General features: G+C 64.9%; 18 protein-coding genes. 8 read left to right on the top strand and 10 right to left on the bottom strand.

What is annotated here, in order from left to right; genetic code table 11:
- Window positions 1–38: 38 nt before the first annotated feature.
- Window positions 39–1,052, top strand: a complete 1,014-nt coding sequence (locus HMPREF2559_RS02770) for an HAD family hydrolase (RefSeq protein ID WP_070539471.1) — start codon at window positions 39–41, stop codon at window positions 1,050–1,052.
- A 98-nt stretch (window positions 1,053–1,150) separates the two neighbouring features.
- On the opposite strand, the gene HMPREF2559_RS12305 is transcribed toward HMPREF2559_RS02770, so the two are convergent.
- The 5 genes from HMPREF2559_RS12305 to HMPREF2559_RS02790 form a co-directional block, all read right to left on the bottom strand.
- Window positions 1,151–1,252 (bottom strand): 30S ribosomal protein bS22, encoded by a 102-nt coding sequence (locus HMPREF2559_RS12305; protein WP_003855542.1) that lies wholly within the window; start codon window positions 1,250–1,252, stop codon window positions 1,151–1,153.
- A 321-nt stretch (window positions 1,253–1,573) separates the two neighbouring features.
- Window positions 1,574–1,762 (bottom strand): helix-turn-helix domain-containing protein, encoded by a 189-nt coding sequence (locus tag HMPREF2559_RS02775; RefSeq protein ID WP_005527601.1) that lies wholly within the window; start codon window positions 1,760–1,762, stop codon window positions 1,574–1,576.
- A gap of 219 nt (window positions 1,763–1,981) precedes the next feature.
- Complete coding sequence (gene proC / locus HMPREF2559_RS02780; protein WP_070539473.1) at window positions 1,982–2,797, bottom strand: pyrroline-5-carboxylate reductase; 816 nt, start codon at window positions 2,795–2,797, stop codon at window positions 1,982–1,984.
- An 86-nt stretch (window positions 2,798–2,883) separates the two neighbouring features.
- A complete protein-coding gene (locus tag HMPREF2559_RS02785) occupies window positions 2,884–3,774 on the bottom strand; it encodes a hypothetical protein (protein ID WP_070539476.1) in 891 nt (296 codons plus the stop codon).
- 6 nt (window positions 3,775–3,780) lie between these two features.
- Window positions 3,781–4,734 carry a Ppx/GppA family phosphatase gene (locus HMPREF2559_RS02790; protein ID WP_077210017.1) on the bottom strand — a complete coding sequence of 318 codons (954 nt, stop codon included), beginning with the start codon at window positions 4,732–4,734 and terminating at the stop codon, window positions 3,781–3,783.
- Between the two features lie 33 nt (window positions 4,735–4,767).
- Here HMPREF2559_RS02790 and HMPREF2559_RS02795 point away from each other — a divergent pair, with 33 nt between their 5' ends.
- Window positions 4,768–5,658, top strand: a complete 891-nt coding sequence (locus HMPREF2559_RS02795) for a DUF3109 family protein (protein ID WP_148138764.1) — start codon at window positions 4,768–4,770, stop codon at window positions 5,656–5,658.
- Here the strand turns inward: HMPREF2559_RS02795 and HMPREF2559_RS02800 are convergent.
- The 3 genes from HMPREF2559_RS02800 to HMPREF2559_RS02810 form a co-directional block, all read right to left on the bottom strand.
- Window positions 5,655–6,350, bottom strand: a complete 696-nt coding sequence (locus tag HMPREF2559_RS02800; RefSeq protein WP_066509839.1) for a response regulator transcription factor — start codon at window positions 6,348–6,350, stop codon at window positions 5,655–5,657. The two genes, HMPREF2559_RS02795 and HMPREF2559_RS02800, sit on opposite strands and share 4 nt — an antisense overlap.
- A gap of 12 nt (window positions 6,351–6,362) precedes the next feature.
- Window positions 6,363–7,595, bottom strand: coding sequence for a sensor histidine kinase (locus tag HMPREF2559_RS02805; protein ID WP_369799429.1), 1,233 nt, complete (start codon window positions 7,593–7,595; stop codon window positions 6,363–6,365).
- Between the two features lie 110 nt (window positions 7,596–7,705).
- Window positions 7,706–8,452, bottom strand: a complete 747-nt coding sequence (locus HMPREF2559_RS02810) for a phosphoglyceromutase (RefSeq protein WP_066490385.1) — start codon at window positions 8,450–8,452, stop codon at window positions 7,706–7,708.
- A 102-nt stretch (window positions 8,453–8,554) separates the two neighbouring features.
- Here HMPREF2559_RS02810 and HMPREF2559_RS13390 point away from each other — a divergent pair, with 102 nt between their 5' ends.
- Both HMPREF2559_RS13390 and HMPREF2559_RS02815 read left to right on the top strand, forming a co-directional pair.
- Window positions 8,555–8,683, top strand: coding sequence for a hypothetical protein (locus HMPREF2559_RS13390; RefSeq protein ID WP_255356869.1), 129 nt, complete (start codon window positions 8,555–8,557; stop codon window positions 8,681–8,683).
- Between the two features lie 24 nt (window positions 8,684–8,707).
- The gene (locus HMPREF2559_RS02815; protein ID WP_066489627.1) at window positions 8,708–9,094 is read left to right on the top strand and encodes a hypothetical protein; all 387 of its coding nucleotides are present in this window, start codon (window positions 8,708–8,710) and stop codon (window positions 9,092–9,094) included.
- Window positions 9,095–9,181: 87 nt separating this feature from the next.
- On the opposite strand, the gene mshA is transcribed toward HMPREF2559_RS02815, so the two are convergent.
- Window positions 9,182–10,447: a D-inositol-3-phosphate glycosyltransferase gene (mshA, locus tag HMPREF2559_RS02820; RefSeq protein WP_070539480.1), complete on the bottom strand. Its 1,266-nt coding sequence runs from the start codon at window positions 10,445–10,447 to the stop codon at window positions 9,182–9,184.
- An 87-nt stretch (window positions 10,448–10,534) separates the two neighbouring features.
- Here mshA and HMPREF2559_RS02825 point away from each other — a divergent pair, with 87 nt between their 5' ends.
- The 3 genes from HMPREF2559_RS02825 to HMPREF2559_RS02835 all read left to right on the top strand — a co-directional run bounded on the left by HMPREF2559_RS02825 (window position 10,535) and on the right by HMPREF2559_RS02835 (window position 15,797).
- Window positions 10,535–12,244 (top strand): long-chain-fatty-acid--CoA ligase, encoded by a 1,710-nt coding sequence (locus HMPREF2559_RS02825; RefSeq protein WP_070539482.1) that lies wholly within the window; start codon window positions 10,535–10,537, stop codon window positions 12,242–12,244.
- Between the two features lie 115 nt (window positions 12,245–12,359).
- A complete protein-coding gene (locus HMPREF2559_RS02830) occupies window positions 12,360–14,075 on the top strand; it encodes a long-chain-fatty-acid--CoA ligase (RefSeq protein ID WP_066509846.1) in 1,716 nt (571 codons plus the stop codon).
- 207 nt (window positions 14,076–14,282) lie between these two features.
- Complete coding sequence (locus HMPREF2559_RS02835; RefSeq protein ID WP_070539483.1) at window positions 14,283–15,797, top strand: AMP-binding protein; 1,515 nt, start codon at window positions 14,283–14,285, stop codon at window positions 15,795–15,797.
- A gap of 285 nt (window positions 15,798–16,082) precedes the next feature.
- Here the strand turns inward: HMPREF2559_RS02835 and HMPREF2559_RS02840 are convergent, their stop codons facing one another.
- Entirely contained in the window at window positions 16,083–16,622 is a 540-nt protein-coding gene (locus HMPREF2559_RS02840) for an NADPH-dependent FMN reductase (RefSeq protein ID WP_070539485.1), read from the bottom strand.
- 268 nt (window positions 16,623–16,890) lie between these two features.
- Between HMPREF2559_RS02840 and HMPREF2559_RS02845 the strand changes: the two genes are divergently transcribed.
- Complete coding sequence (locus HMPREF2559_RS02845) at window positions 16,891–25,884, top strand: type I polyketide synthase (protein ID WP_070539487.1); 8,994 nt, start codon at window positions 16,891–16,893, stop codon at window positions 25,882–25,884.
- Window positions 25,885–26,125 lie beyond the last annotated feature (241 nt).

A 26,125-nucleotide genomic window follows, 5' to 3' on the forward strand; every position in this document is an offset into this window, starting at 1 on the left:
CAAGGAGCCTCGTGTCCGCCACCCCTACCCCACCGTCCATGCCGCCCTCACCCCGCGACTTCCTCGCGAATTGGACGGCCAGCCGCGGCAATCTGCGCAATTTCCTTGAGAACACGGCGCTCGCCCCGCTTGACGATGCCGCCCAGCGTACGGCCGGCGAAGCCGCCGCGGCCGCCGCAGCGGATCTCTTCGACATCACGCTTGATAACTACACGGCCGGCGTGGACTCGGTCGAGGGTTCGTTCACTTCGGCCGGACGCGCCCGCATCACCCCGCCCGACCCCGATATCCCGCAGGATGCCGGGGCGGCCGCCTTCTTCGACGTGGATAACACGCTCATCCAGGGTTCCTCGCTCATCGTCTTCGCCATGGGACTGTTCCGCCGCCGCTACTTCCGCATCCGCGAAATCACCCCCATCGCGTGGAAGCAGGCGAAGTTCCGCTTCTTGGGCCGCGAGAACGCCAACGACGTTGCTGCCGGGCGCATCCAGGCCCTCGAGTTCATCAAGGGCCGCTCCGTAGAGGAAATGGTGCAGCTCTGCGAGGAAATCGTGGACGAATCGCTCGCACGCAAGGCCTACCCCGGCACACGCCAGCTCGCAGAAATGCACCTGGACGCCGGCCAGCAGGTCTGGCTCGTCACCGCGACCCCGGTCCAACTCGCACAAATTCTGGCACACCGCTTCGGGTTTACTGGCGCGCTCGGCACCGTCGCAGAGGTCAAGGATGGCAAGTTCACCGGCCGCCTCGTGGGCGACATCCTGCACGGCCCCGGTAAGAAGCACGCCGTTGCGGCGCTCGCGACGATGGAGGGGCTCGACCTGGATCGCTGCACCGCCTACTCAGATTCCGCGAATGACGTGCCCATGCTGTCCATGATGGGCACCGCCGTGGCGATTAACCCGGACGCCAAGCTGCGCGATATCGCGGAGGCTCGCGGATGGCTCATCCGCGACTACCGCAGCGTCCGCAAGGCCGTGCGTACCTACGGCGTGCCTGCACTGGTCACCGCGCTGTTCTCCTACGGCGGCTGGAAGGCTTTCAAACGCTAGACGCTAAGGAAACCTTTAAAAGGGGGGGGCATCGGCAAGCGCATGCGAAAGGTCCCGGCCACACCGAGGTGTGACCGGGACCTTTCGTCGACCAAGATTTACTTGCCGAGCTTACGACGCTGGACGCGGGTGCGGCGCAGCATCTTGCGGTGCTTCTTCTTGGACATGCGCTTGCGGCGCTTCTTGATAACAGAACCCATAACGGTTTCCTCACTTTCACGATCAGTACGTACTAGACCTGCCGGCGCCGCCTGGATTACTGGGCCGCGAAGGTGCACTCTTTGCGTCCACCGCCCGCTACCAGAACCGAAGTCCTTGAGACACAGGCGAGAGTCACAGGCATGCAGATGCCGACACGAATGGTCACCATCTTACCTACCGGCCCCAGTCCAACAAAAATGACCACCGGCAACGCAGACGCGACCGTCAGTTTTTCTCACGGCGAGATTCAGCACCAGCACGCATGACAAAGGCGCCCACTGTGAGAGACAGTGGGCGCCTTCTGGCGACTAAAAATAACTCTAGGCTCCGTAGACGGAAGCCTCGAGGTACTCGTTGACGGCAGACTCGTGGACGCGGAAAGAGCGACCGACGCGAACTGCCGGCATTTCGCCAGCGTGAACCAAACGGTAGACCGTCATCTTCGAGACGCGCATGATTTCCGCGACCTCAGCGATGGTCAAGAAGGTTCCTTTATCTTCATTAGCCATAGTTGTATAACCCTTCAGCTCGTGGCGCGCTGCAAGGCTTCCCCTCCTGCAGGAGTACACGCACGTGCTTGTTCTAGCCTAGCGTGAAACCTGTGACTAATGCGACTCAATAGCCGATATTTTTCTCATTAGTTTCTCACGACAACTTCTTACCGGGCAGACGCATGTGTCACAGGCTTCCCTACACCCCCACGCGGGGGGCTGTTCTTCGCGGCTGCACTAGCCCAATTCGGCCGCTCGGTTCGCGCAAGCCTCCGCGGCACGATAGAAGGCGCCTCGCAGGCCCGACTCTTCAAGCTCGCGGACGGCTGCGGCCGTCGTGCCGCCCGGCGAGGTGACGTTGGCGCGCAGCGTCGACGCCTCGGAGCCGGAGTTGATGAGCATCTCTCCGGAGCCGGCCAGGGCGTAGTTGACGAGCTTCGACGCCGTATCCCTCGGCACGCCGAGCGCGACGCCAGCGTCAATGAGGGCGTCGGCCACGAGGAAGAAGTAGGCGGGCGAGGAGCCCGACAGCGCCGTTGCGGCATCCATGTTCTTCTCCTCGACGATCGCGGTCTCCCCCACCGCATCCATGAGTTCGCGCACGAGGGCCAGCTGCTCGTCGCTCACGCGCGAACCCGGCGTCACGATGGACATGCCACGGCCCAACAGCATGGGCGTATTGGGCATGACGCGCACCACAGGGTTGGCGACGGCGGCCTCAAGGGTCTCCAGACGCACGCCCGCCGCCAGCGACACCACAACAGCGTCCTGCGGCAGCGCGTCCGCAATCTCCTTGGCGACGTCGACGATGGCGTAGGGCTTCACGCACAGGAAGACTACGTCGGCGTCTTTGACCGCCGCCGCGTTGTCGTCCGTCGTGGACACGCCGTAATGGTCTGCAAGCTCGGCGCGACGTTCGGCGCGGCGGTTAGTCACCGTCATGGCAGTCTCTCCCGACGCGGCGAGACCAGAGACGAGCGCCTCGCCAATCTGGCCGCCGCCAATGACGGTGACGGTGTGCTGGGCAGTGGAAGTTGATGCGTTCTCAGTCATGCTGCCACCCTATAGCGAAACCCCCGGGGCCGTACACATCGTGTCGGTCCCGGGGGTTAGCCGCGGCGACGCTTTATGCCGTGACTTTATGCCGTGAGCAGCGCGCCGAACGTGAGCACCAGGCCCACGATGATGGACAAGACAATCGCCGCCTTGTCGCGATCCGTGCGCAGGGCGTGCACGACGCCTGCCATCGCGGCGGTCACAGCCACGGCGAGCGCGGCCACAAGGCCCTTGTTGAAGTTGGTCCACAGGATTTCGAAGCCCTTGTAGACCACGGCGCCCAGCACGATGCCCACGAGTGCGAGCAGGATGATGGACACGGGATTGAGCTTGCCGTCGTCCTCGGCATCCTCGTACTCGGCAGGATCGGCGTCCTCGGCATCATCCACTCGGTCGATTTCGGTGGTCGCAGCATCCTCGAGCTGCGCCGCCGGCTCGTCCTCGACCTTCTTGATGACGGTGGTATCCCCCGTCGACGGCGTAGACGCCGCCGTCACAGCATCGCGCTCGCGCTTCTCGGCGAGAATGCGGCGGTTTTCCTCAGCCTTGGGATCCAGCGGTGCCTCGTCGATGGACGACGCAGCAGCCTTGTCCTCGGTCGCCTTCTTTTCGGCAGCCTTCTTCTTGGCTTCCTCCGCCTTCTTCGCGAATTCGGCCTTCTTCAGAGCTTCGATGCGCTCAGCTTCGGACTGCGCCGGAGCAGACTTCGCAGCGTCCGACTGTGCGGCATCGGACTGCGCGGCCTCAGGCTTGGGCGCCGGGATGACCGGAGCGGTCTCGTCAATGTCGACGTTCGAGTGCTTCGCCTGCGCCGGAGTAGCCTCGACCTTCTTGAGCGAGCCGGTGAGCTCGGCGACGGAAACGCCGCCTTCTTCCAGGCTGCGGCGGCGACGGCGCGGCTTGTCGCCGCCCGTGCGCTCCTGCTTGTTGCGGGCAAGGAGCTCCGCAACAGTCAATTGCTTCTCTTCAGCCATGTCTTACTAAACCAATTCTTTCTGAGGGTCTGCGCCGAGACCTTTGTCGAGACGTCTCAGGATAACACCCTCGCGCAGAGCCCAGGGACAAATCTCCAGTTGTTCCAAGCCTAGAGCGCGCATGGACGCTTCCGCTACTAAGGCACCGGCAACAATCTGGTGCGAGCGGTTGGAGCTAACACCTTCGAGGTCCGCGCGGTCCGCAGCTGTCATGCGCGAAATGAAGGAAATTAGCTGGCGCAGACCCGCAGCGGTAAGGGTTCGCTTGACGAAAGGCCCAGCTGAGGACGGTGCGGCGCCGGTAAGGCGGGCCAAGCTGCGGAAGGTCTTCGAGGTACCCACGGCTAGGCGCGCGGAGCCCACGGTCTTCATTGCCGCGGTGGGCTCGGCAAGCTCGGCGTCGATGTAGTCGCGCAAGGCGTTGACGTCCTTCTTGCTCGGCGGATCCGTCTCAAACCAGTTATGGGTCAAGCGGCCAGCACCCAGATCAAGGGAGAACGCCATGTCCGGCTCCTCGTCTGTGCCAGTGGACAGCTCCAGCGAGCCGCCGCCGATGTCGAGGTTGGTAATGCGGCCAGCAGACCAGCCGTACCAACGGCGCACGGCAAGGAAAGTAAGGCGCGCCTCGTCCTTGCCGGAGAGGATCTCCAGGCGGACGCCGGTTTCCTTCTCCACGTGGTCGAGAACTTTGGCGCTATTGGGCGCCGAGCGCACCGCAGACGTCGCAAATGGAATGAGCTCGTCGCAGCCCAGCTTCTTGCCGAGCTCGGAGGCTTCGGCCACCGAGTCCGTGAGCGCCTTGAGGCCCTTGTCATGGATATTGCCCTGCTTGTCGAGCTGCTCCACGAGGCGCAGAGGGGTCTTCCAGTCGCTCATCGGAGTTGGACGGCCGCCCAGTTTGGCGTCGACCGCCACGAGATGGACCGTGTTGCTTCCCACGTCTAATACACCTAATCGCACACATACAGAGTAATGGGTCTACCGTGGTTAAGTGTGAATCGCCCGAAAACAAAACCCGTGTATCTTGGCTTTCCTGCCACTTCACCTGCGGGAATATCGATTGCATCCGGTCGCGAAAAAGCCCCGGATTTTCCGCGCGAATGGTTTGAATTTACTGATCCGAACGATCCTGAGCACGTCTTTTCCATCGATCTCACGTGGCTCGAGTCCCATTACGCGTGCCAATTTGGTACCGAGCGCTGCCCCGGCATCGACTCCAACAATCCTGATGTCGGCTGCTGCGGGCATGGTGCCTACATGGCAGACGAGCAGGACCGCGACCAGCTTGCCGATGCCGTCTCGCGCATGCCCGCCACATATTGGCAGCGTCGCGAGGAGGTTACGGGCTGCACGCCCTCCGAAGAGATTGTGCTCGAGGGCGACGAGCTGGAGCCGTGGCTCATGTGGGACGAACTCGATGGTGACGATGGCGAGCCGGAGCCCGCGTTGAAGACCCCGGTCGTCGAGGGCGCCTGCATCTTCGCCAACCGCGCGGGCTGGGAGACCGGTGCCGGTTGCGCCCTCCACCAATGGGCGCTCGCCGAGGGCGAGGACCTCACCGTGGTCAAGCCGGAAGTGTGCTGGCAGCTGCCGCTACGCCGCTACGAGGACTACGAAGAGCGCCCCGACGGCGTGGAGATTCTCCGCACGCAGATCGGCGAATACGACCGCCGCGGCTGGGGCAACGGCGGCGAGGACTTCGACTGGTATTGCTCGACGGACCCCGCCTGCCACAACAACCCCGAGCCCATGTGGAAGTCCCAGAAGAACGAGCTCATAGCCCTCATGGGCGAGGACGCCTACGCGATCCTCGCCAAGCACTGTGCCAAACGCGCGGCCGCCGGGCTCGTCTCCGTGCACCCAGCCAGCGAGCGCTGGGTTTAAAGCTCGAATTTGTACCCGAGGCCGCGCACCGTGACGAGGTGCTCTGGGCGCGACGGCGTCGCCTCAATCTTGGATCGCAGGCGCTTGACGTGGACGTCGAGCGTCTTCGTGTCGCCCACGTAGTCCGCGCCCCAAATGCGGTCAATGAGCTGGCCACGGGTGAGTACGCGTCCGGCGTTGCGGAGCAGGTATTCGAGGAGATCAAACTCTTTGAGCGGCATGTTGACGGGCTCGTCCTCGACTGTCACGATGTGGCGCTCGACGTCCATGCGCACGCGGCCGCCTTCGAGGATCTGCTCCTCGAATTCTTCCTCGTCCTCGTGGTGGCGGACGTCGCCACGGCGCAGGACTGCGCGGATGCGAGCGATGAGCTCGCGGGAGGAGTAGGGCTTCGTCACGTAGTCGTCTGCGCCGAGCTCCAGACCCACGACCTTGTCGATTTCCGAGTCGCGCGCGGTGACCATGATGATGGGCACGCTGGACTGTGCGCGCAGCTCCTTGCACACGTCCGTGCCGGACATGCCGGGCAGCATGAGGTCGAGGAGCACGATGTCGATGTCCTCGGCCTCGAACTTGGCGAGCGCCTCAGGGCCGTCGTAGGCGATGACAGCCTCGAAGCCTTCCTTCCGCAGAAGAAAGGCGAGCGGATCCGCCAGGGATTCTTCGTCTTCAACGATGAGGATGGTAGTCATGTGCTTTACTCTCTAGTCCTTCCGGCGAGCGCTCACGCGCCCGGCGTTTCCGGCCGTCGCGGAAGCGACGCCGTGTCCATTATCCCCCGTCGAGGCCGTATCTGTCTCGCATACAGGGTGATGAACGGGCAGTTCAATGGTAAAAGTCGATCCCGTTCCCGGGCGCGACCACAGTTTGATGTTGCCGCCGTGGTTCGCCACGACGTGTTTGACGATGGACAGGCCGAGACCCGTGCCGCCGGTCTGACGTGACCGCGCCTTGTCGACACGGAAGAAGCGCTCGAACACGCGCTTTTGGTCTTCCGGCGCAATGCCCACGCCGCGGTCCGTGACGCGGATGAGCACGATGTCCCCACCCACGACCTTCTGCGATACGGACACCGGCGCCGCCTCAGGCGAGTAGTTGATGGCGTTGGAGATGAGGTTGGTTACGGCCGTGACCAGCAGCGGCTTGTCAGCGAGTACCTCCACGCCGGTGTCCTCGCCGCGAAGGAGCTCGATGCCATGCGAGTCCGCTGTGAGCTGGTTGCGCGAAATAGCCTCGGAGACGATGTCGTCGACGCGGACCGGCTCCATTCTGGGCAGACGCTCGGCGCCCTGCAGCTTGGACAGCGCGATGAGCTCCTGGACCATGTTGCCCATGCGCGAGGCTTCCTTCTGGACGCGCTCGCCGAAATACTTGACGTGCTCCGGATCATCCGGGTCCTGCAGGAGTGCCTCGGCGAGCAAGCCGATGCCGCCCACCGGGGTCTTCAGCTCATGCGAGACGTTGGCCACGAAGTCGCGGCGCGCTGCCTCCATGCGCACCGACTCGGACTCGTCCGTGCCGTAGATGATGACAAAGCGAGCATCACTCGGAGTAAGCGGCTTGACCACAGCCTGCACCTGGGTGACGCGGTGGCCCGTGCGGCGCTTGCGGATGACAACGTCGAGACGGCGTTCCTCGCCGTCCTTGAAGACCTCCTGAGCCACCTTCCACACGTCCGGGTTGAGGACGCGATCGTGCACGAGCGACATGCTGTGCGCCGAGCTATTGGACAACACGACGTCGCCCGCCTGCGCCACGACGATAAGTCCCGTGGGCGATCCCTGCACGCCAAGGTGGAGCACCTGGCTGATGGTGGTGATCTGGTTCGGGGCGTCGACGACGCCTTGGCGCATGAGACGTGCGTTGACGAGACGCCACACCAGCTGCGCCAGCAGCGTCAAAATCACGCCTGCGACCAGGCCAAAAATAATATCCACTAGTACTGTGTAAGTTCGTTTCTCTTCTCCCGGCATTGAACGCCGGGGACACAAATATATCCCCAGGGAGTATAGGCCCCCTGGGGATAGTTCGCAGCGCGAGCTGTTATTTACTTGCCGCCCTGTGCCGCGACAGCGGCGGCGCCGGCAGCGGCTGCCTCCGGGTCGAGGTAGGTGCCGCCCGGGTTGACGACGGAGCCGTCTTCCGCGATTTCGTAGACCAGCGGGATGCCGGTCGGGATATTGAGCCCCGCGATGTCATCATCCGAGATGTTGTCGAGGTGCTTGACCAGCGCGCGCAGGGAGTTGCCGTGTGCGGCGATGAGGACGGTCTCGCCCTTCTTGGCGCGCGGGAGGATTTCCGACTCGAAGTACGGGACGAAGCGCTCGACGACGTCCTTGAGGCACTCGGTACGCGGAACCTGGTCCAGATCCGCGTAACGCGGGTCGTTCGCCTGCGAGTACTCCGAGGAGTCCTCGAGCTCCGGCGGCGGGGTGCCGTAGGAGCGGCGCCATGCCATGAACTGCTCCTCACCGTACTTGTCCTTGGTCTCAGCCTTGTTCAGGCCCTGGAGAGCGCCGTAGTGACGCTCGTTGAGACGCCAGTCGCGGACGACCGGGATCCAGTGACGGTCCGCGGCGTTGAGAGCGATGTTGGCAGTGCGGATAGCACGGCGCAGCAGGGAGGTGTAGACGACCTCAGGCAGGATGCCCTGCTCGCGCAGCAGCTCGCCGCCGCGCTTGGCCTCGCCCTCGCCCTTGGCGGTGAGGTCAACGTCGACCCAACCAGTGAACTGGTTGGATTCGTTCCACTGGGACTGTCCGTGACGAAGAAGAATGAGTTTTCCGTTAGTCATGGTGTCCAGCATGCCAGGTTTTCCTGCGGCGCGCTTGTCTGATTGGTTACTCTTTTTACCCGACCAGACATCCTGTAACACACCTCACACCCAAAGGATTTCATGCCCCTTATCCGCATCTCCTCCGCGCACCTCGACACGAACGACCAGCCGTCGACCGCCATAGCCGCCTACGTGGAGGCCACCCGTGCACAATCCATTGCGCCACTGGCCACGATGACTTTGCGGTGAGCACTGACCACGCCGGGCCGCACGGTGCTCTCGCTGTGGACGCAGTTACCGATAAGCGAGAACTCGCTCGAGGAACATCCACGCGCACGCATCCTGCGCGCGGCAGGCTGCAACCTGGGGCTGGTGGAGCAAGCGTCGGAAGTGGGCATCGGCAAGCTGGGCACCCCGGCAGTCCCGGAGGGACTGCGCGCGGAATTCTTCACCGGAATTATGCCGCTGGGCGACCTCATCGATTCGTTCCTCGACATCGTGAAAATCGCGGACGTGGACGGCGTCGTCGCATTCACCGCGGCGAATGTCTACCCCGACCATCCCCACGCGATGGAGCAGGGCCCCACAGTCGCACACCGGCGCGCCCGCGGACGAAGTCGCGCAGCGCTATCCCGACATCGAGCGCGTGACGACGTATAACGCGCTGGACAACGCTCCCATGCTCGCCATCAATAACAAGCTGGGCTTGGTGCTGAAGTTCTATGAAACGAATTAGCTCAAGCGAATCTAGTAGCCCGTCGCCCGGCGCGCGTGACAGTCCGGGATCTGAATGCTCATGGCATCGGCATAGATGGCCTCGAGCTGCGTCGCGGCGGCGGCCCAGCTGAAATTCTGTGCATGATCGACGGCGGCCTCGCCCATCGCGATGCGTCGCTCATCGTTGTCGAGGAGCTGTTCCAGCGCGTCCGCCCAGGCCTCAGGGTCGTGGTTGTCCACGAGCAAGCCCGTCTCCCCGTCGTCCACGGCAATAGGCAGCCCGCCCACGCGCGCGGCGATGACGGGCGTGCCGGATGCCTGCGCTTCCACGGCGACGAGGCCGAAGGACTCGTTGTAGCTGGGCACCGCCACGATATCCGCGGCCTGATACACGGCGACGAGCTCGGCCGGCGGGCGCGGCGCAATGAAGCGGACATAACGCTCCACGCCCAGCTCACGGGCGAGGTTCTGGTAGGTCTCCGGCGTCGCGTTCGCGCCCGAGGGCCCGCCGCAGAAAATGACGCGGACGTTGCGGAACGGGTCGCGCTTGATGAGTTCCGCCGTGGCGCGCACGAGGACCTCGGGGCCCTTAAATTTCTGAAGGCGACCCACGAAGGCCACGACCTTCATATGCAGCGGAATGCCGAGCAGGCGGCGCGAGCGCTCCGTGTTGCGGTCCGTGCCGGGAGTAAAAAGCTCGGTGTCGGCACCGGGCGAGACGACGACGATGCGCTCCGGCGGGGCATCGTAATGCTCAATAAGGTCCTGAGTCTCCTGCGCCGTATTGACGACGAGGAGATCCGCGTTATCCACGATCTGCTGCTCGCAGATGCGGCGGGCCTCGGACTCCTGCGTGTCATCTGCCGTACGGTGCGCGTTCTTCACTGCGGCAAGCGTGTGCGCGGTATGAACGAGGGGGACCTCCCACAGGTCACGCAGCAGCCAGCCCACCTGGCCCGAGAGCCAGTAGTGCGAGTGGATGACGTCATAGTCCAAGTCGAAGCAGCGCGCGAAGGTAATCATGCCGCCGGCGAACGCGGCGAGCTGCGTGGGCAGCTCTTCTTTGCTCAAACCTTCGTAGGGACCCGCCACGATGTTGATGACACGCAGTCCCTCTTCGACCTCCACGATCTCGCCCTGTGAGGGCCGCGTGGCGAGGGTAAAGACGTCTACCTCGATGCCTCGGCGCGCGAGTTGGCGTGCGGTGTTGAGGACGTAGACATTCATGCCGCCCGCATCCCCGGATCCGGGCTGTTCCAGGGGCGAGGTGTGCATGGAGATCATCGCGATACGCATAGACGCCCATCCTAGCGCCGCGAGTCCGCCGAGCGTGCGCGTTATACTGGGTGGTCGCTAGAACCTACGCAACCGAAAGGTCATTTTATGTCGGCTTATGAGTCCAAAGCCTGGCTCCAGTACTACCCCGAGTGGACGCCGCATACCCTCGACTACGGCGACACAACGCTGTTGGACATCTACGACAACAACCTGGCCATCAATGCGGACAAGCCGGCCACCTACTTCTTCGGTAAGACCCAGACCTACACGGAGCTCGACCGTCAGGTGCGCCGCGCCGCCGCGGGCCTGCGTGCCTTCGGCGTCCGCGAGGGCGACCGCGTCGCCATCGTCGCCCCCAACGCCCCGCAGACCGTCGCCGCGTTCTACGCCGTCCTCAAGCTGGGCGCCACGGTCGTGCTCCACAACCCGCTCTACACCGCCCACGAGCTCGAGAGCCTCTTCCAGGATCACGGCGCCCGCGTCGCCATTTCCTGGGATAAGACGGCCTCCACGCTGGAGAAGCTGCGCGCCACCACCCCGCTGGAGACGGTCGTGTCCATCAACATGATCGACGCCATGCCCACGGTGCAGCGCCTCGCCCTGCGCACGCCGTTCCTCAAGTCAACGCGCGAGCAGCTCACTGGCGATGCCCCCAATACCGTCCCGTGGGACACGCTCATCGGCAACGCCATTGGCGGCGACGGCTCCGATGTGAAGTCGCCCGAGTCCATCACCAAGGACTCCATCGCGCTCATCCTCTACACCTCCGGCACGACCGGCAAGCCCAAGGGCGCGCAGCTTAGCCATGGCAACCTCTTCGCCAATATTCTGCAGGGCAAGGCATGGGTTCCGGGCCTGGGCGACCAGCCCGAGCGCATGCTCGCCGCGCTCCCCTTCTTCCACGCTTACGGCCTCACCATGAACCTGACCCTCGCTCAACTCATTGGCGGCGAGCTCGTGCTTCTACCCAAGCCGCAGATCCCGCTCATCATGGGGCTGATGAAGAAGCACACCCCCACCTGGATTCCGGGCGTGCCCACGCTCTACGAGCGCATCGTCGAAGCGGCGGAGAAGGATTCCGTGGAGATCAAGGGCGTGCGCGCGGCCTTCTCCGGCGCGTCTACTCTGCCGGTTCAGACCGTCGAGAAGTGGGAGGAGTACACCGCCGGCCGCCTCGTTGAGGGCTACGGCCTCACCGAGTGCTCGCCGATCATCGTGGGCAACCCCATGAGCGATGACCGCCGCCCTGGCTACGTGGGCATCCCCTTCCCCGATACCGACATCCGCATTGCGAACCCCGATAACCTCGACGAGACCATGCCGGACGGCCAGGAGGGCGAGGTCCTCGCCCGCGGCCCGCAGGTCTTCAAGGGCTACTTCAACAATGCTGAGGCTACCGATGCCGCCTTCCACGACGGGTGGTTCCGCACCGGCGACCTCGGCATCATGGAAGAGGATGGCTTCGTCCGCCTCGTGAGCCGCATCAAGGAAATCATCATCACCGGCGGCTTCAACGTCTACCCGGGCGAAGTCGAGGAAGTCCTGCGCACCCACCCGGCCATCGATGACGCCGCCGTGGTCGGCCGCCCGCGCTCCGACGGTTCCGAGGACGTCGTGGCCTGCATCGATCTGGCTGACGGAGCCGCACTCGACCCCGAAGGCCTCAAGGAATTCTGCCGTGAACGCCTCACCCGTTACAAGGTCCCGCGCACCTTCTACCACTTCGAGTCCCTGGCCAAGGATCAGATGGGCAAGATCCGCCGCCGTGAGGTTCAGGAGGACCTCATCAAGCGCCTCGAAGCCGAAAAGAAGTAGGACTAAGTCTGCACGAATAGGCCGCCCCAGCGCTCCGAATGCGCAAAGGCGGCTTTTTTCATAGCTATACTAATCGCAATAGATAGTTCACTTTAAGAAATAAAAGGGGATCGGTATGGGTGCCTATGAGTCCAAGGCCTGGCTGCAGTACTACGCAGACTGGACGCCGCACACGCTCGAGTACGACGACACCACGCTCATCGACAGCTACCGCGAGAACCTCGAGGCCCACGGCACGTGGCCGGCCACCTGGTTCTTCGGCCGCACGCAGACCTATGCCGAGCTCGACGCGCAGGTGCGCGCCGCCGCCGCGGGACTCAAGGCCCTCGGTATCCGCAAGGGTGACCGCGTAGCCATCGCGCTGCCCAACTGCCCGCAGCACATCGCGGCGTTTTACGCCATCCTCAAACTCGGCGCTGTCGTGGTCGAGCACAACCCGCTCTATACGGCACGCGAGCTCGAGGAGCTTTTCATCGATCACGGAGCCCGCGTCGTTATCGCGTGGGACAACCGCTCCGAGGTCTTCGAGGAACTGCGCGAGACCACGCCGCTGGAAACCATCGTCTCCGTGAACATGACGGACGCCATGCCACGCATGAAGGCGCTGTTGCTGCGCATTCCGCTCCCACCGATTGCGGAGAAGCGCGCACAGCTCACCTCGCCCGCCCCGAATACCGTGCCATGGTCCACCCTGGCCAGCCCCGCAATGGGAGGCGACGGCCACGCCTTCATCGACGCCGAGGACGTAAGCAAGGATGACCCGGCCATCATCCTCTACACCTCCGGCACGACAGGCAAGCCCAAGGGCGCGATCCTCACGCACGGCAATATCGTGGCTAACACCAAGATGGGTGTCGCTTGGGTGCCTGGCCTGGGCGAGAACCGCGAACGCATGCTCGCGGCGCTGCCCATGTTCCATGCCTACGGTATGACGCTCATCGCGGCACTCGGGGTCGCCATCGGCGGCGAGCTCGTGCTCACCCCGGCGCCGAAGATGGATCTCATCATGGACATCATGAAGAAGCACACGCCCACCTGGATTCCGGGTGTGCCCACGCTGTACTCGAAGATCATCGCCACCGCGCATGAGAAGAACATCAGCATCCACGGCGTGCGCAATGCGCTCTCCGGTGCGGCCGCCCTGCCCACGGAGACCGTGAAAGAGTGGGAAGAGCTCACCGGCGGTCTCCTCGTCGAAGGCTATGGCCTCTCCGAGACCTCACCCGTCATCGTCGGTAACCCTATGAACAGCAACCGCCGCCCTGGCTACATCGGCCTGCCTTTCCCGGATACCGAGATTCGCATCGGCAACCCCGATAACCTCGACGAAACACAGCCCGACGGCACGCCCGGCGAGGTCCTCGTCCGCGGTCCGCAGGTCTTCACAGGCTACCTCAACAAGCCGGAGGCCACCGCCGAGTCCTTCCACGGCGACTGGTTCCGCACCGGCGACATGGGCATCATGGAAGAAGACGGCTTCATCCGCCTCGTGAGCCGCATCAAGGAGATCATCATCACCGGCGGCTTCAACGTCTACCCCGCCGAGGTCGAAGAAACCATGCTCGCCCACCCCGACGTCACAGACGTCGCCGTGGTCGGCCGCCCGCGCGACGATGGCTCCGAGGACGTCGTGGCCTGCGTCATCCTCCGCGACGGCGCCGCACTCGACCCTGAGGGCATGAAGGAATTCGCCCGCACGCGTCTCACCCGCTACAAAGTCCCGCGCACCTTCTACCACTTCGAGGAGCTCGCCAAGGACCAGCTGGGCAAGATCCGCCGCCGCGAGGTCCAAGCCGACTTGCTCAAGCTGCTGGAGAAGAACGAGAAGTAGTGTGGACTTACCCGCGCGACGCACGCCGGTGATGATCCGAACCCTGTCGCCGGCGAGTGGACGCGTGAGTGTGCCGAGGTACGTCTCCCGCGGAAAGAGCGGTTCCGATAGCGCGGCATGTGCCATATCTGAAATCGTCTTTGAAGATCTTGCTCTAGGTTGCCCGCGCGTTAGGATACTTTCGTCCGACAACAAGAAAGGCGACGCGTGGAAACTCAACCCTGGCACCGGTTCTACGGTTCGTGGACGCCCGCATCCCTCGACTACGGCGACGCCACCTTGGTAAGCCAGCTCGCCGAGACCGTCGCCACCCACCCAGACCGCATCGCACTGCGCTACGTAGACCAGGTCGTCACCTACGCCTCGTTGGATCACGAGATCGATCGTCTCGCCGCAGCACTCGCTCAACTGGGCGTCAAGCCCGGCGCGTTCGTCGCTCTCGCGCTGCCCAACCGCCCCGAGCATGTCATCGCCTTCTACGCAGTACTCCGCCTCGGCGCGACCGTAGTCGAACACAACCCCCAGTTCACCGCGCATGAGCTCGCCCCCATGGTCGCCGACCACGGCGCACGTGTCGCCATCGCGGCGGGCCCCGCCGTGACCATCTTCCAGGATCTCGATGAGATCGAGCACGTCATCAACGTCGACGATGACTGGAATGAGTTCCTCTCCCGCGGCACTGAACTGCCGGAACGTGTCACCGTCACTAAAACTGACGTTGCACTCATCCTCTATACCTCGGGCACGACAGGCACGCCCAAGGGCGCCATGCTCACGCACGGCAACCTCGCGGCCAATGCCCTCCAGATGGCGGCGTGGCGCCTGCCCGAGGAGCACCCACAGGCGCTGGCCGTCCTGCCGCTCTTCCATTCCTACGGCCTCACCATGTCACTCACCGTCGGAATCCTCTCCGGCGCGACAATCACCTTGTTGCCCGCGCCACGGATGGAGTTCATTCTCTCCGCGCTATCTGCACACCCACCCACGTGGATGCCCGCCGTGCCGACCATCTATCAGCGCGTCATTAGCGCGGCGCCGCAGGCACACGGCATTAAGCAGGCCATCTCCGGCGCCGCCACGCTGCCCGCCGCGACCGTCGCCGAATGGGAAGAACTCACCGGCGGCATCCTCGTCGAAGGCTACGGGCTCACCGAGGCCGCACCCGTCATCGCCTGCAATCCCCTCAATGAACACCGTCGCGCCGGATGCATTGGCCTTCCGATGCCCGATACCGAGGTCCGCATCTCTCCGGAGTCCGGCGAACTCCTCGTCCGCGGGCCCCAGGTCTTCGCGGGCTACCTCCACAACGAGGAAGCCACGCGCGCCGCGTTCGAGGACGGCTGGCTACGCACGGGCGACGTCGCCACGCAGGACGCGGACGGCTTCCTCACTCTCCACGCGCGACTCAAGGAGACCATCATTACCGGCGGGTTCAACGTCTACCCCGCCGAGGTCGAGAACGTCCTCACCGCGCATCCCGCGCTTTCCGATGCCGCCGTCCTCGGCCGCGCACGCGAGGATGGGTCCGAAGACGTCGTCGCATGCATCGTCATTAAAAATGACGGTGCACATTCCGCGCCCACCAATGACGAGTTGCGCGCGTGGTGCCACAGCATGCTCGCCCGCTACAAGGTGCCGCGATCTTTTGTGCGCGTCGACGATCTCGGCCGCGATGCCCTCGGCAAGCTGAGGCGCCGATCCGTCGCGGAGCGCTTTCTGTGATTCCGCCCAAATAAGACCGTCAGAAAACTGACGGCGCCCAAACCCCACCCACAATTCGGAATTGTGTACAGGATTCCAGAGTTGTGGTGGGGTTTGGGCGCGACGTTGAGGGGCTAGCCTTCAGCTCGCGGACGGCCCCGGAGCAAAGGTGTCACAGCCCAGGACTGAGTCAGGGGCGTTAGAAAAAGTGACGGTGCCCAGGATCAGCAGAACCCACCCATAACTCAGAGAATCTGACAGATTTCGGGAGTTACGGGTGGGTTATGCAGAGGTGAGCGGAGGCGCTTACTTGACTGCAGCCTCAACCTCAGCGAGGACGCCGTCCACGAGGCCCGACTTGAAGTCGGCCGGGGTGAACTCGCCGTCGGTCATGTCGGTGATGAGGTTGAGCTCAACCTGGGCACGAATCTGGTGCATGGAGAAGTTCGCGACGGCTAGGCGCCATGCCTCGACGGCACGGACGCCACCGGAGAAGCCGTAGCCGATGAAGGCGACGGTCTTGCCCTGCCACTCAGCGATGGAGTCGAAGGCGTTCTTGAACGGGCCCGGCACGGAGTGGTTGTATTCCGGGGTGACGAAGATGAAGCCGTCGCAGGACGTGATGGCGTCGGCCCAAGCCTGAACGTTGGCGTTATCGTACTGACCGTTGGCCATGCCCGGGACGATGGCGGACTCGAGCAGCGGGACGTTGAAGGACTTGAGGTCGAGCAGCTCGTACTCGACGCCGGACTCGCGCTTGTCAGCGATCTCCTTGACCCAGTTCGCGATGGCCTCGCCGGAGCGGCCTTCGCGGATGGACCCCAGGATGATGCCAATCTTTGCCATATTTCTAAAGCCTTTCAGCACTTTTAACCTGCACAAATGCGCAGTTTCTAACTTGAATCCTTAAGTCTACCCCTCATGGTCGGGTTGCGCACACGACAACTAAGTTTCTAAAGATTTCCTGAAAGTTGAGTAAAACCTCACGTTTTGGGCCGTCATAGCTAGAAAGTTACGGAGCAGTAGGCTACGGTAGCGTAATTGCGATTTGTTTGTTGTTGCTAACAATCCTTTTATCGCGCACGATCCCCGAGAATCACAGAGGTTTCCTTACATGCCGCTTTCGTCGTTGACACCGCTCAACTCCATGCAGCGCCCCGCCCTCCTCTTCGCAGGCCAGGGTTCCGCATGGCAGGCGTCGCTTGCCCAGGCCACCACGGCCCCGCACGTTGCCACGCGCTTGCGCGAGCTTCTCACTGCCGCCCGCGCCACCGCCGCTCCCATCGCCCGCCAGATCGCCTCGACCTGCCCGGGCGTTTTCGATCGCCTAGAGGAGCTCCTCGCTGGCGACGCAACGGTCAAGCCGGTGGACGTCTTCCCGGCGTACTCCATTCCCGGCATCGTCCTCGGCCAGATTGCAGCCATCGAGCACCTCGAGCAGCTGGGACTCAAGCCAGAACTCGCCGCCGGCCACTCCCAGGGCTCCCTCGGCGTGCTCGCGCTCAAGGATCCGCAGGAAGCCCTGACTCTTGCCATCCTGATGGGGACGGCGGCATCGGCAAGCCATGGCGGCTCGGACGCACGCTCGCACATGCTGGCTGTGCGGGGCCTGTCCCGCGAATTCATCGAAGCCAATATCGCGGGCGATGCCGCCATCGCCGTCATCAATGGCCGCCGCGCGTTCGTGCTCGCTGGCGCGCCGGAGGACCTCCAAGCAACGCAGTCCGCGCTCGAGGCCGCCGCCCAGGCCTTCAACGACAACTTGGAAGAGCGTCCGGTGGGTGGCGACGAACTCGTCGCGACCTTCAACGAGCTGCCGGTAGCACTGCCCTTCCACCACACCTGCCTGCGTGACGCGGCCAAGCTCACCGAAGAGTGGGCGAAGAACTGCGGCATCAATGACCATGCGCTGGCCCGCGCCATCCTCGTCGAGCCGCACGATTGGCCCGCACAGGTCCGCGCCCTCGACGCGGATTACTTCCTCTCCCTGGATCCCTCCCTCACTCGCCTCACCACTCCCCTTATCGCCGGCTCCGGCGCCGCCGTCGTCGAGGTTGCGTCCCCTGCGCAGCGTGACGCGCTGGCCACGCCGGGCAACTCCCTGCCGGAAGCGGTGAACTACGCCGACTTCGCTCCCCGCCTCGTCCGCCTGCCGGACGGCCAGGAGTATACGCAGACCCGTTTCTCGGATCTCACGGGCCTGTCCCCCATCATGCTTGGCGGCATGACGCCGACCTCTGCCGACGGCGAGATCGTCGCCGCGGCCGCCAACGCCGGTTACTGGACGGAGATGGCCGGTGGCGGCATGTACTCCGACGAGGTCTTCACCAAGCACCGTGAAGTCATGGAGTCGAGACTCAAGCCGGGCCGCACCGCCCAGTTCAACACCATGTTCTTCGACCGCTTCCTGTGGAACCTGCAGTTCGGCCAGACCCGCATCGTGCCCAAGGCCCGCGCGGCCGGCGCTCCGTTCAACGGCGTGTGTGTGTCCGCCGGTATCCCGGAGGTCGACGAGGCCACCGAGCTCCTCGCACAGCTACACGAGGACGGCTTCCCCTTCATCTCTTTCAAGCCGGGCACCGCGAAGCAGATTCGCGACGTGCTCAAGATCGCCGCCGCGAACCCGGAGGATCAGATCATCATCCAGGTCGAGGACGGCCACGCTGGCGGCCACCACTCGTGGGTCAACCTCGACGACATGCTGCTCGAGACCTACGCCGAGGTCCGCCTGCACCCCAACGTCTACCTCGCCGTGGGCGGCGGCATCTACTCCCCGGAGCGCGCCGCGACCTACCTCACCGGCTCCTGGGCTTCCCAATATGATGTGCCCGCCATGCCTGTCGATGCCGTCTTCATCGGCACCGTCGCCATGGCCACCAAGGAGGCCAAGGCCACGGACTCCGTCAAGGAACTCCTCGTCAACACCCCGGGCATTGGCTACGACACGAACGGCGGCTGGGTTGGCCGCGGCACCGGCACTCACGGTGTGGCTTCCTCCCAATCCCACCTGCTCGCGGACATCCACGACCTGGACAACTTCTTCGCCGCGGCATCGCGTCTCATCACGTCTCTGCCGCTCGAAGAGTACGACGCCCGTCGCGACGACATCATCGCGGCGCTGAACAAGACGTCCAAGCCCTACTTCGGCGACGTCGAGACCATGACGTATGCGCAGTGGCTGAACCGCTTCGTCGAGCTGGCGCACCCCTTCGTCGACCCGACGTGGGACGACCGCTTCTTCGACCTTCTTCACCGCATCGAGGCCCGCCTCAACGACGCCGACCACGGCGAGATTGAGACCCTCTTCCCTTCCATCGAGGAGATCGCGGATGCCCCGGCCGCCGCGGCAAAGCTACTCGCGGCGTACCCGTCCGCTTTCGAGACGACAGTCTCCCCGCGCGACGCCGCATGGTGGATTTCGCTGCACTACAAGCACGTAAAACCCATGCCGTGGGTCCCCGCCATCGATGGCGACCTCAAGGTCTGGTTCGGCAAGGACACCCTGTGGCAGGCCCAGGACGAGCGCTACACCGCGGACCAGGTCCGCATCATCCCGGGGCCCGTCGCCGTGGCCGGCATCACGAAGAAGAACGAGCCGGTCGCTGACCTGCTCGGTCGCTTCGAAAAGGCTGCCACGGACGAACTGCGTTCGTCCGAACACAAACCGGAAGAGATCTTCGCTCGTCTCCACGCCGCTAAGACCGCCGAGGACTACATCCTCCATGCGCCGACCATCCAGTGGCACGGCCACCTCATGGCCAACCCAGCCTACGAAATGGACAACGACGCCTTTGACCTCATTCAGGACGAGAACGGCAACTGGGAAATCCGTATCAACGCGGACTCCTACTGGGACGACCTGAAGCCCGACGATCGTCCATTCTACGTCGAACACGTCTCCGTACCGCTCGACCTCCCGGCGGACGTGTCCACCGGCGGTTCCCCGGTCGTCTCCGACGAGCGCCTGCCCAAGGCCGTCTTCGAGCTCCTCGAGGGTCTCGCTGGTGTCGGCTCCACCGCCGAACAGGGCGACGCCATTGAGAAGATGCCGGTCATCGAAGAAGGCTCTGTTTCAGAGGACGCTCCCTTCGGCGTCGCGCACTACTCTTTCACCCTGCCGGCTTCCCTGCTGCAGGCCCACACCAACGTCACTGGCGCCGCTCTCGACGGCGAGTCCCCGGTAGGAACGCCGGATGTGTTGGTCGGCCCATGCTGGCCCGCCATTTACACCGCGCTCGGCTCCGGCCAGCTCGCCGATGGCTACCCGGTCATCGAGGGCCTGCTCAACGCGGTGCACCTCGACCACGTCGTCGACGTCAAGCTGCCGCTTGACGAATTAGCGGATGGTCGCACCATCGACGTCACCTCCAAGTGCACCGCCATCGACGAGTCCGTCTCCGGCCGTATCGTCACCGTCGAACTCGAACTGCGCGACCATGACACCCAGGACGTCGTCGCTACGCAGATGCAGCGCTTCGCCATCCGCGGCCGCGCCACTGGCACCGCGATGCCGGTCCCGGCTCCGGAGTGGGGCGGCGGCGCGGCGTACGCCGCGCGAGCAGTGGTGTCCACGCCGCGCTCCTTCGTGGATCGTGAGACCGTCACCGCGCCGCACGACATGACTCCGTTCGCGCTGGTCTCCGGCGACTACAACCCCATTCACACCTCCTACAACGCGGCGCAGCTGGTCAACCTGCAGGCGCCGCTCGTCCACGGCATGTGGCTGTCGGCCACCGCGCAGCACCTCGCCGCGCGCCACGGCGAGGTCGTGGGCTGGACCTACTCCATGTACGGCATGGTCCAGCTCGATGACGAGGTCGAAATCACCGTCGAGCGCGTGGGCCGCAAGGGCATCCACGCCGCGCTCGAGGTCACCTGCCGCATCGGCGGCGAAGTCGTCTCTCGCGGCCAGGCGCTGCTCGCAGCACCGAAGACCGCTTACGTCTACCCGGGCCAGGGCATCCAGGCCGTCGGCATGGGTCGCGGCGACCGCGACGCGTCCCCGGCCGCCCGCGAAATCTGGCGTCGCGCGGACCGTCACACCCGCGACAACCTTGGCTTCAGCATCCAGCGCATCATCGACGAGAACCCCACGACCGTCAAAGTCAAGGGCGTCGAGTTCCGCCACCCGAACGGCGTGTTGCACCTCACCCAGTTCACGCAGGTGGCCCTCGCCGTCGTCGCCTACGCCCAGACCGAGCGCCTGCGCGAGAACGACGCGCTGGCTCCAACCAGTTTCTACGCCGGCCACTCCCTCGGCGAGTACACCGCCTTGGCTTCGCTCGCGAACATCTTTGAGCTCGAGGGGGTTATCGACGTCGTCTACTCCCGCGGCTCCGCCATGGGCTCTCTCGTCGAGCGCGACGCGGAGGGTAACTCCAACTACGCCATGGCAGCGCTGCGCCCCAACATGGTGGGCATTTCCGGCGACGAGGTCGACGCCTGGGTCAACGCGCTCAGCGAAGAGACCGGCGAATTCCTCGAAATCGTCAACTACAACATCAAGGGTCAGCAGTACTCTGTGGCCGGCACCAAGGCCGGTCTCAAGGAGTTGGTCCGCCGCGCAAATGCCATCACGCCGCGCGCCGCCGTCATGGTCCCGGGCATCGACGTCCCGTTCCACTCCCGCGTCCTGCGCGACGGTGTTCCGGCCTTCGCTCAGAAGCTCGACGAGCTGCTCCCGCAGGAATTCGATCTGTCGAAGCTCGTGGGCCGCTACATCCCGAACCTTGTGGCCCGTCCGTTCGAACTCACCCAGGACTTCGTCGACGCGGTCGCGCCGCTCGCCCCGTCCGGCAAGCTCGACGGCCTCAAGGTCGAGGACATGGACGAGCAAAAACTCGCCCGTCTCCTCGTCATCGAGTTGCTGTCTTGGCAGTTCGCTTCCCCGGTCCGCTGGATCGAGACGCAGGACTTCCTCTTCGACCACGTCGAGCAGATCGTCGAGGTCGGCCTCGCTGCCTCCCCGACGCTGGCCACCATGGCGAAGCGCTCCATGGCCGTCGCCGGAGTCGACGTGCCCGTCTTCAACGTCGAGCGCGACCAGGACCAGGTCATGCTGCAGGACGTCCAGGCCGCCCCGGTCGAGGAGGCCCCGGAGCCTGAGCTTTCCGATGCCCCCTCGGCTGAGCCCGAGCCCGCCGCCCCTGAGCCCCAGGCTGCTGCGCCGGCTCCCGCTCCTTCCGCCGGCGGCTCCGCCGCCGACGCGCCGGAGCTGCCCTTCGGCCCGGCACAGGCCATCGACGTGCTCTTCGCGTTCCAGAACAAGATTCGCGTCGACCAGATCACCAACTCAGACACCATCGAGGAGCTCACCAACGGCGTGTCCTCGCGTCGTAACCAGCTGCTCATGGACATGTCTGCGGAGCTGGGCGTGCCGGCCATCGACGGCGCCGCCGACGCAGACGTGAAATCCCTGCGCGAGAAGGTCACCGCCGCCGCCCCGGGCTACGCCCCGTTCGGTTCCGTCCTGGGCGAGGCCGTGCAGGGACGCCTGCGCCAGATTCTCGGCGCCGCTGGCCTCAAGCCCGCCTTCGTCGGCGAGCGCGTCACCGGCGCGTGGGGTCTGCCGGCCTCCTGGACCGCCCACGTCGAGGCTGAGATTCTCCTCGGCTCCCGCGAGGAAGACTCCGTGCGCGGCGGCTCACTGGGCACCGTTCCGTCTGCGGCGACCTCCAAGTCCGCTGCCAACGACCTCGTCGACGCCGCCATCCACGCGGTCGCGTCGAATAACGGCGTGAGCGTTTCGCTCACCTCCGGCGGTTCCGCTGCTGGCGGCGTGGTCGATTCCGCCGCGCTCGACGCCTACGCGGATACCGTCACCGGCGAAAACGGCGTGCTCGCCACGGCCGCACGCCAAGTCCTCACGCAGCTGGGTCTCATGGACGAGCCGGAGGCCTTCGAGGCTCCGGACACCACGGTCATCGACACCGTCGAGGCCGAGCTCGGATCCGGCTGGGTCAAGTCCGTGACCCCGTCCTTCGACGCGGACAAGGCCGTCCTCTTCGATGACGCCTGGGCTATCGCGCGTGAGCAGCTCACCCGCGTGGCACTGGGCGAGGTAGACACCCCGGCGCGCTACTTCCGTGGCACCGGCGCCACCATTGCGGCCCAGGCCACCTGGTGGGCGGCCAACGGCGGCCAGGGCGATCTCAAGGCCATCGCGAAGGAGGCGGAAACGAAGTTCGAGGGCGAATTCGCCGGCGAGGTCGCGCTCGTCACCGGCGCGGCGCCGGGCTCGATTGCCACCGCACTTGTCGAGCGCCTGCTCGAAGGCGGCGCCACCGTCATCATGACGGCGTCTCGCGTCTCCCAGGCCCGCAAGGAATTCGCGCGCAAGCTTTACGCCGCGCACGGAGCCGCGGGCTCCGCGCTCTGGCTCGTTCCGGCCAACCTCTCGAGCTACCGCGACATCGACGCGCTCATCGAGTGGATCGGCAACGAACAACGCGAATCCGTGGGCAACGAGGTGAAGATCCTCAAACCCGCGCTCACACCGACGCTCGCCTTCCCGTTCGCCGCACCGTCTGTCTCCGGCTCGCTGGCCGACGCCGGTGCGTCCACCGAGCAGCAGGCACGCCTGCTTCTCTGGTCCGTCGAGCGCACCATTGCAGGTCTCTCCGAGTTGTCGCGCCGCGACGGAGGAGCGGCGCGCACCCACATCGTGCTGCCGGGTTCCCCGAACCGCGGTATGTTCGGCGGCGACGGCGCGTACGGCGAGGTCAAGGCCGCGCTCGACGCCATCCTCGCCAAGTGGCACGCCGAAGCCGGTTGGCCCGCTGGCGTCACCCTGGCCCAAGCCAAGATCGGCTGGGTCGCGGGCACGCACCTCATGGGCGGCAATGACGGCCTTGTGCCTGCGGCCGAGAAGGCCGGCATCCACGTGTGGTCGCCGGAGGAAATCTCCTCCGAGATTATGGGTCTCGCATCCGTTGAAAACCGGGCGCGAGCTTGCGAGCGCCCGCTCGAAGCCGACCTCACCGGTGGCCTCGAGGGCGTGTCCCTCAAGGAGCTCGCGGCCCAGGCTGAGGCTCCGGCCGCCGAGCCGGAGGTTGAGGAAACGCCAGTCATTAAGGCCCTGCCCAACACGGTGAGCCCGGTGCAGCCGGGCGGCCTTGAGGGCATCGGCAGCATCAGCACCGACCTGGACGACATGGTCGTCATCGCTGGTATCGGTGAGGTGAGCTCCTGGGGCTCCGGCCGTACCCGTTTCGAGGCCGAGTTTGGCATGCAGCGCGACGGCTCCGCCGAGCTCACCGCCGCGGGCGTGCTGGAGCTGGCATGGATGACGGGTCTGGTCCACTGGGCCGAGGATCCGCACCCGGGCTGGTTCGACGCCGAGGGCACCGAGATCGCCGAGGAAGAGATTTACGACCGCTTCCGCGACGAGGTCGTCGCCCGTGCCGGCGTGCGCACCCTGACGGACAAGTACCACCTCGTTGACCAGGGTTCTATCGACCTCACCACGGTCTTCCTTGACCGTGACATCACATTCACCGTCGCCACCGAGGCCGAGGCCAACGACATCGCCGAGGCGGATCCGGAGTTCACCCAGATCCGCGAGGCCGACGGCGAGTGGGAGGTCACCCGCTTGAAGGGTGCGACCGCCAAGGTCCCGCGCAAGGCCACGCTCACCCGCACGGTCGCGGCCCAGATGCCGGACGACTTCGACGCTTCTCAGTGGGGCATCCCAGACCACATGCTCGACGCGCTCGACCGCATGGCGGTGTGGAACCTCGTCACCGCCGTCGACGCGTTCACGCAGGCGGGCTTCTCACCCGCGGAGCTGCTCCAATCCATCCACCCGGGCCAGATTGCCACGACGCAGGGCACCGGAATTGGCGGCATGGAGTCCCTCCACAAGGTCTTCGTGGCCCGCTTCCTCGGCGAGGAGCGTCCGTCCGACATCCTGCAGGAAGCCCTGCCGAACGTCATCGCGGCGCACACCATGCAGTCCCTCGTTGGCGGCTACGGCTCGATGATTCATCCCATCGGTGCCTGTGCCACCGCGGCCGTCTCCATCGAGGAGGCCGTGGACAAGATCACGCTGGGCAAGGCCGACCTCGTGGTCGCTGGCGGTATCGATGACGTCCAGGTCGAATCCCTCCAGGGCTTCGGTGACATGAACGCCACCGCAGAAACGGCCACGATGACCGCCAAGGGCATCGATGACCGCTTCATCTCCCGCGCCAACGACCGTCGCCGCGGCGGCTTCCTCGAGGGCGAGGGCGGCGGCACCGTTCTCATGGTGCGTGGCTCGCTCGCCGCGGACCTGGGCCTTCCGGTCCTCGCCGTGGTCGCCCACGCCGCTTCCTACGGCGACGGCGCCCACACCTCCATTCCGGCTCCGGGCCTCGGCACCCTGGGCGCAGGTCGTGGCCGCGAGAACTCCCCGCTGGCCAAGGGTCTGCGCGGCCTGGGCCTGACCCCGAACGACGTGACGGTCCTGTCCAAGCACGACACCTCCACCAACGCCAACGACCCGAACGAATCCGAGCTGCACTCCATCCTGTGGCCAGCCGTGGGCCGCGACGCGGATGAGCCGATGTTCGTCATCTCCCAGAAGACGCTCACGGGTCACTCCAAGGCGGGTGCCGCGCTCTTCCAGACCGGCGGTCTCATCGACGTCTTCCGCACCGGCCGCGTTCCCGCGAACGTGTCCCTGGACTGCGTCGATCCGCTTATCGCGCCGAAGGCGAAGAACCTCGTGTGGCTGCGCTCCCCGCTCGACCTGGGGGCCGCTGGCCGCCCGGTCAAGGCCGCGGCACTCACCTCGCTGGGCTTCGGCCACGTCGGTGCCCTCATTGTCTACGCCCACCCGGGCGTGTTCGAAGAGGCCATCAAGCAGCAGCGCGGTGCTGCCGATGCCGCCGCCTGGCGCGAGCGCGCCGAGGCACGCCTGGCCGCAGGCCACGCGCACTTCGAGGCCGGCATGCTCGGCCGCGCGCCGCTCTTCGAGGTCATCGACGGCCGCCGCCTGCCGCACGCCGACGCCAAGGTGATGATCGACGGCTACGGCCTCGTCGACGCCGACAAGGCCGCGGAAATCTCCATGCTCCTCGACGCCGATGCGCGCCTGGGCGCAAACGGGGAGTTCCCGGGTGCGTAGTCGTTAACTAACTGGCTGGCCAGACCAGCCAGTAGTAGATAGAGCTCAGGCCCGCTTCCTGAAAGGGGAAGCGGGCCTGAGCTTTTGTAGCCGCCACCGAATCGGCCACTACGTTTCAGCTAACGCTCGACCAACTTTTGCTTCTCAACTCCGTTAATCTTTTCCACTCATCCAGCGGCCGAGTGTCATACGAAGCAAAGGACCGTATCAAGCGTCTTTAACAAAACAGTGACTCACGATA

This window comes from Corynebacterium sp. HMSC072G08, from assembly GCF_001809185.1.
GTDB classification, from domain to species: domain Bacteria; phylum Actinomycetota; class Actinomycetes; order Mycobacteriales; family Mycobacteriaceae; genus Corynebacterium; species Corynebacterium phoceense.

Coding starts and splice junctions, on each gene's coding strand:
- HMPREF2559_RS02775 (WP_005527601.1), bottom strand. CDS start 1,762: ATGGCTAATGAAGATAAAGGAACCTTCTTGACCATCGCTGAGGTCGCG.
- HMPREF2559_RS02845 (WP_070539487.1), top strand. CDS start 16,891: ATGCCGCTTTCGTCGTTGACACCGCTCAACTCCATGCAGCGCCCCGCC.
- mshA (WP_070539480.1), bottom strand. CDS start 10,447: ATGCGTATCGCGATGATCTCCATGCACACCTCGCCCCTGGAACAGCCC.
- HMPREF2559_RS12305 (WP_003855542.1), bottom strand. CDS start 1,252: ATGGGTTCTGTTATCAAGAAGCGCCGCAAGCGCATGTCCAAGAAGAAG.
- HMPREF2559_RS02830 (WP_066509846.1), top strand. CDS start 12,360: ATGGGTGCCTATGAGTCCAAGGCCTGGCTGCAGTACTACGCAGACTGG.
- HMPREF2559_RS02840 (WP_070539485.1), bottom strand. CDS start 16,622: ATGGCAAAGATTGGCATCATCCTGGGGTCCATCCGCGAAGGCCGCTCC.
- HMPREF2559_RS02785 (WP_070539476.1), bottom strand. CDS start 3,774: ATGGCTGAAGAGAAGCAATTGACTGTTGCGGAGCTCCTTGCCCGCAAC.
- HMPREF2559_RS02810 (WP_066490385.1), bottom strand. CDS start 8,452: ATGACTAACGGAAAACTCATTCTTCTTCGTCACGGACAGTCCCAGTGG.
- HMPREF2559_RS02800 (WP_066509839.1), bottom strand. CDS start 6,350: ATGACTACCATCCTCATCGTTGAAGACGAAGAATCCCTGGCGGATCCG.
- HMPREF2559_RS02770 (WP_070539471.1), top strand. CDS start 39: ATGCCGCCCTCACCCCGCGACTTCCTCGCGAATTGGACGGCCAGCCGC.
- HMPREF2559_RS13390 (WP_255356869.1), top strand. CDS start 8,555: ATGCCCCTTATCCGCATCTCCTCCGCGCACCTCGACACGAACGACCAG.
- proC (WP_070539473.1), bottom strand. CDS start 2,797: ATGACTGAGAACGCATCAACTTCCACTGCCCAGCACACCGTCACCGTC.
- HMPREF2559_RS02825 (WP_070539482.1), top strand. CDS start 10,535: ATGTCGGCTTATGAGTCCAAAGCCTGGCTCCAGTACTACCCCGAGTGG.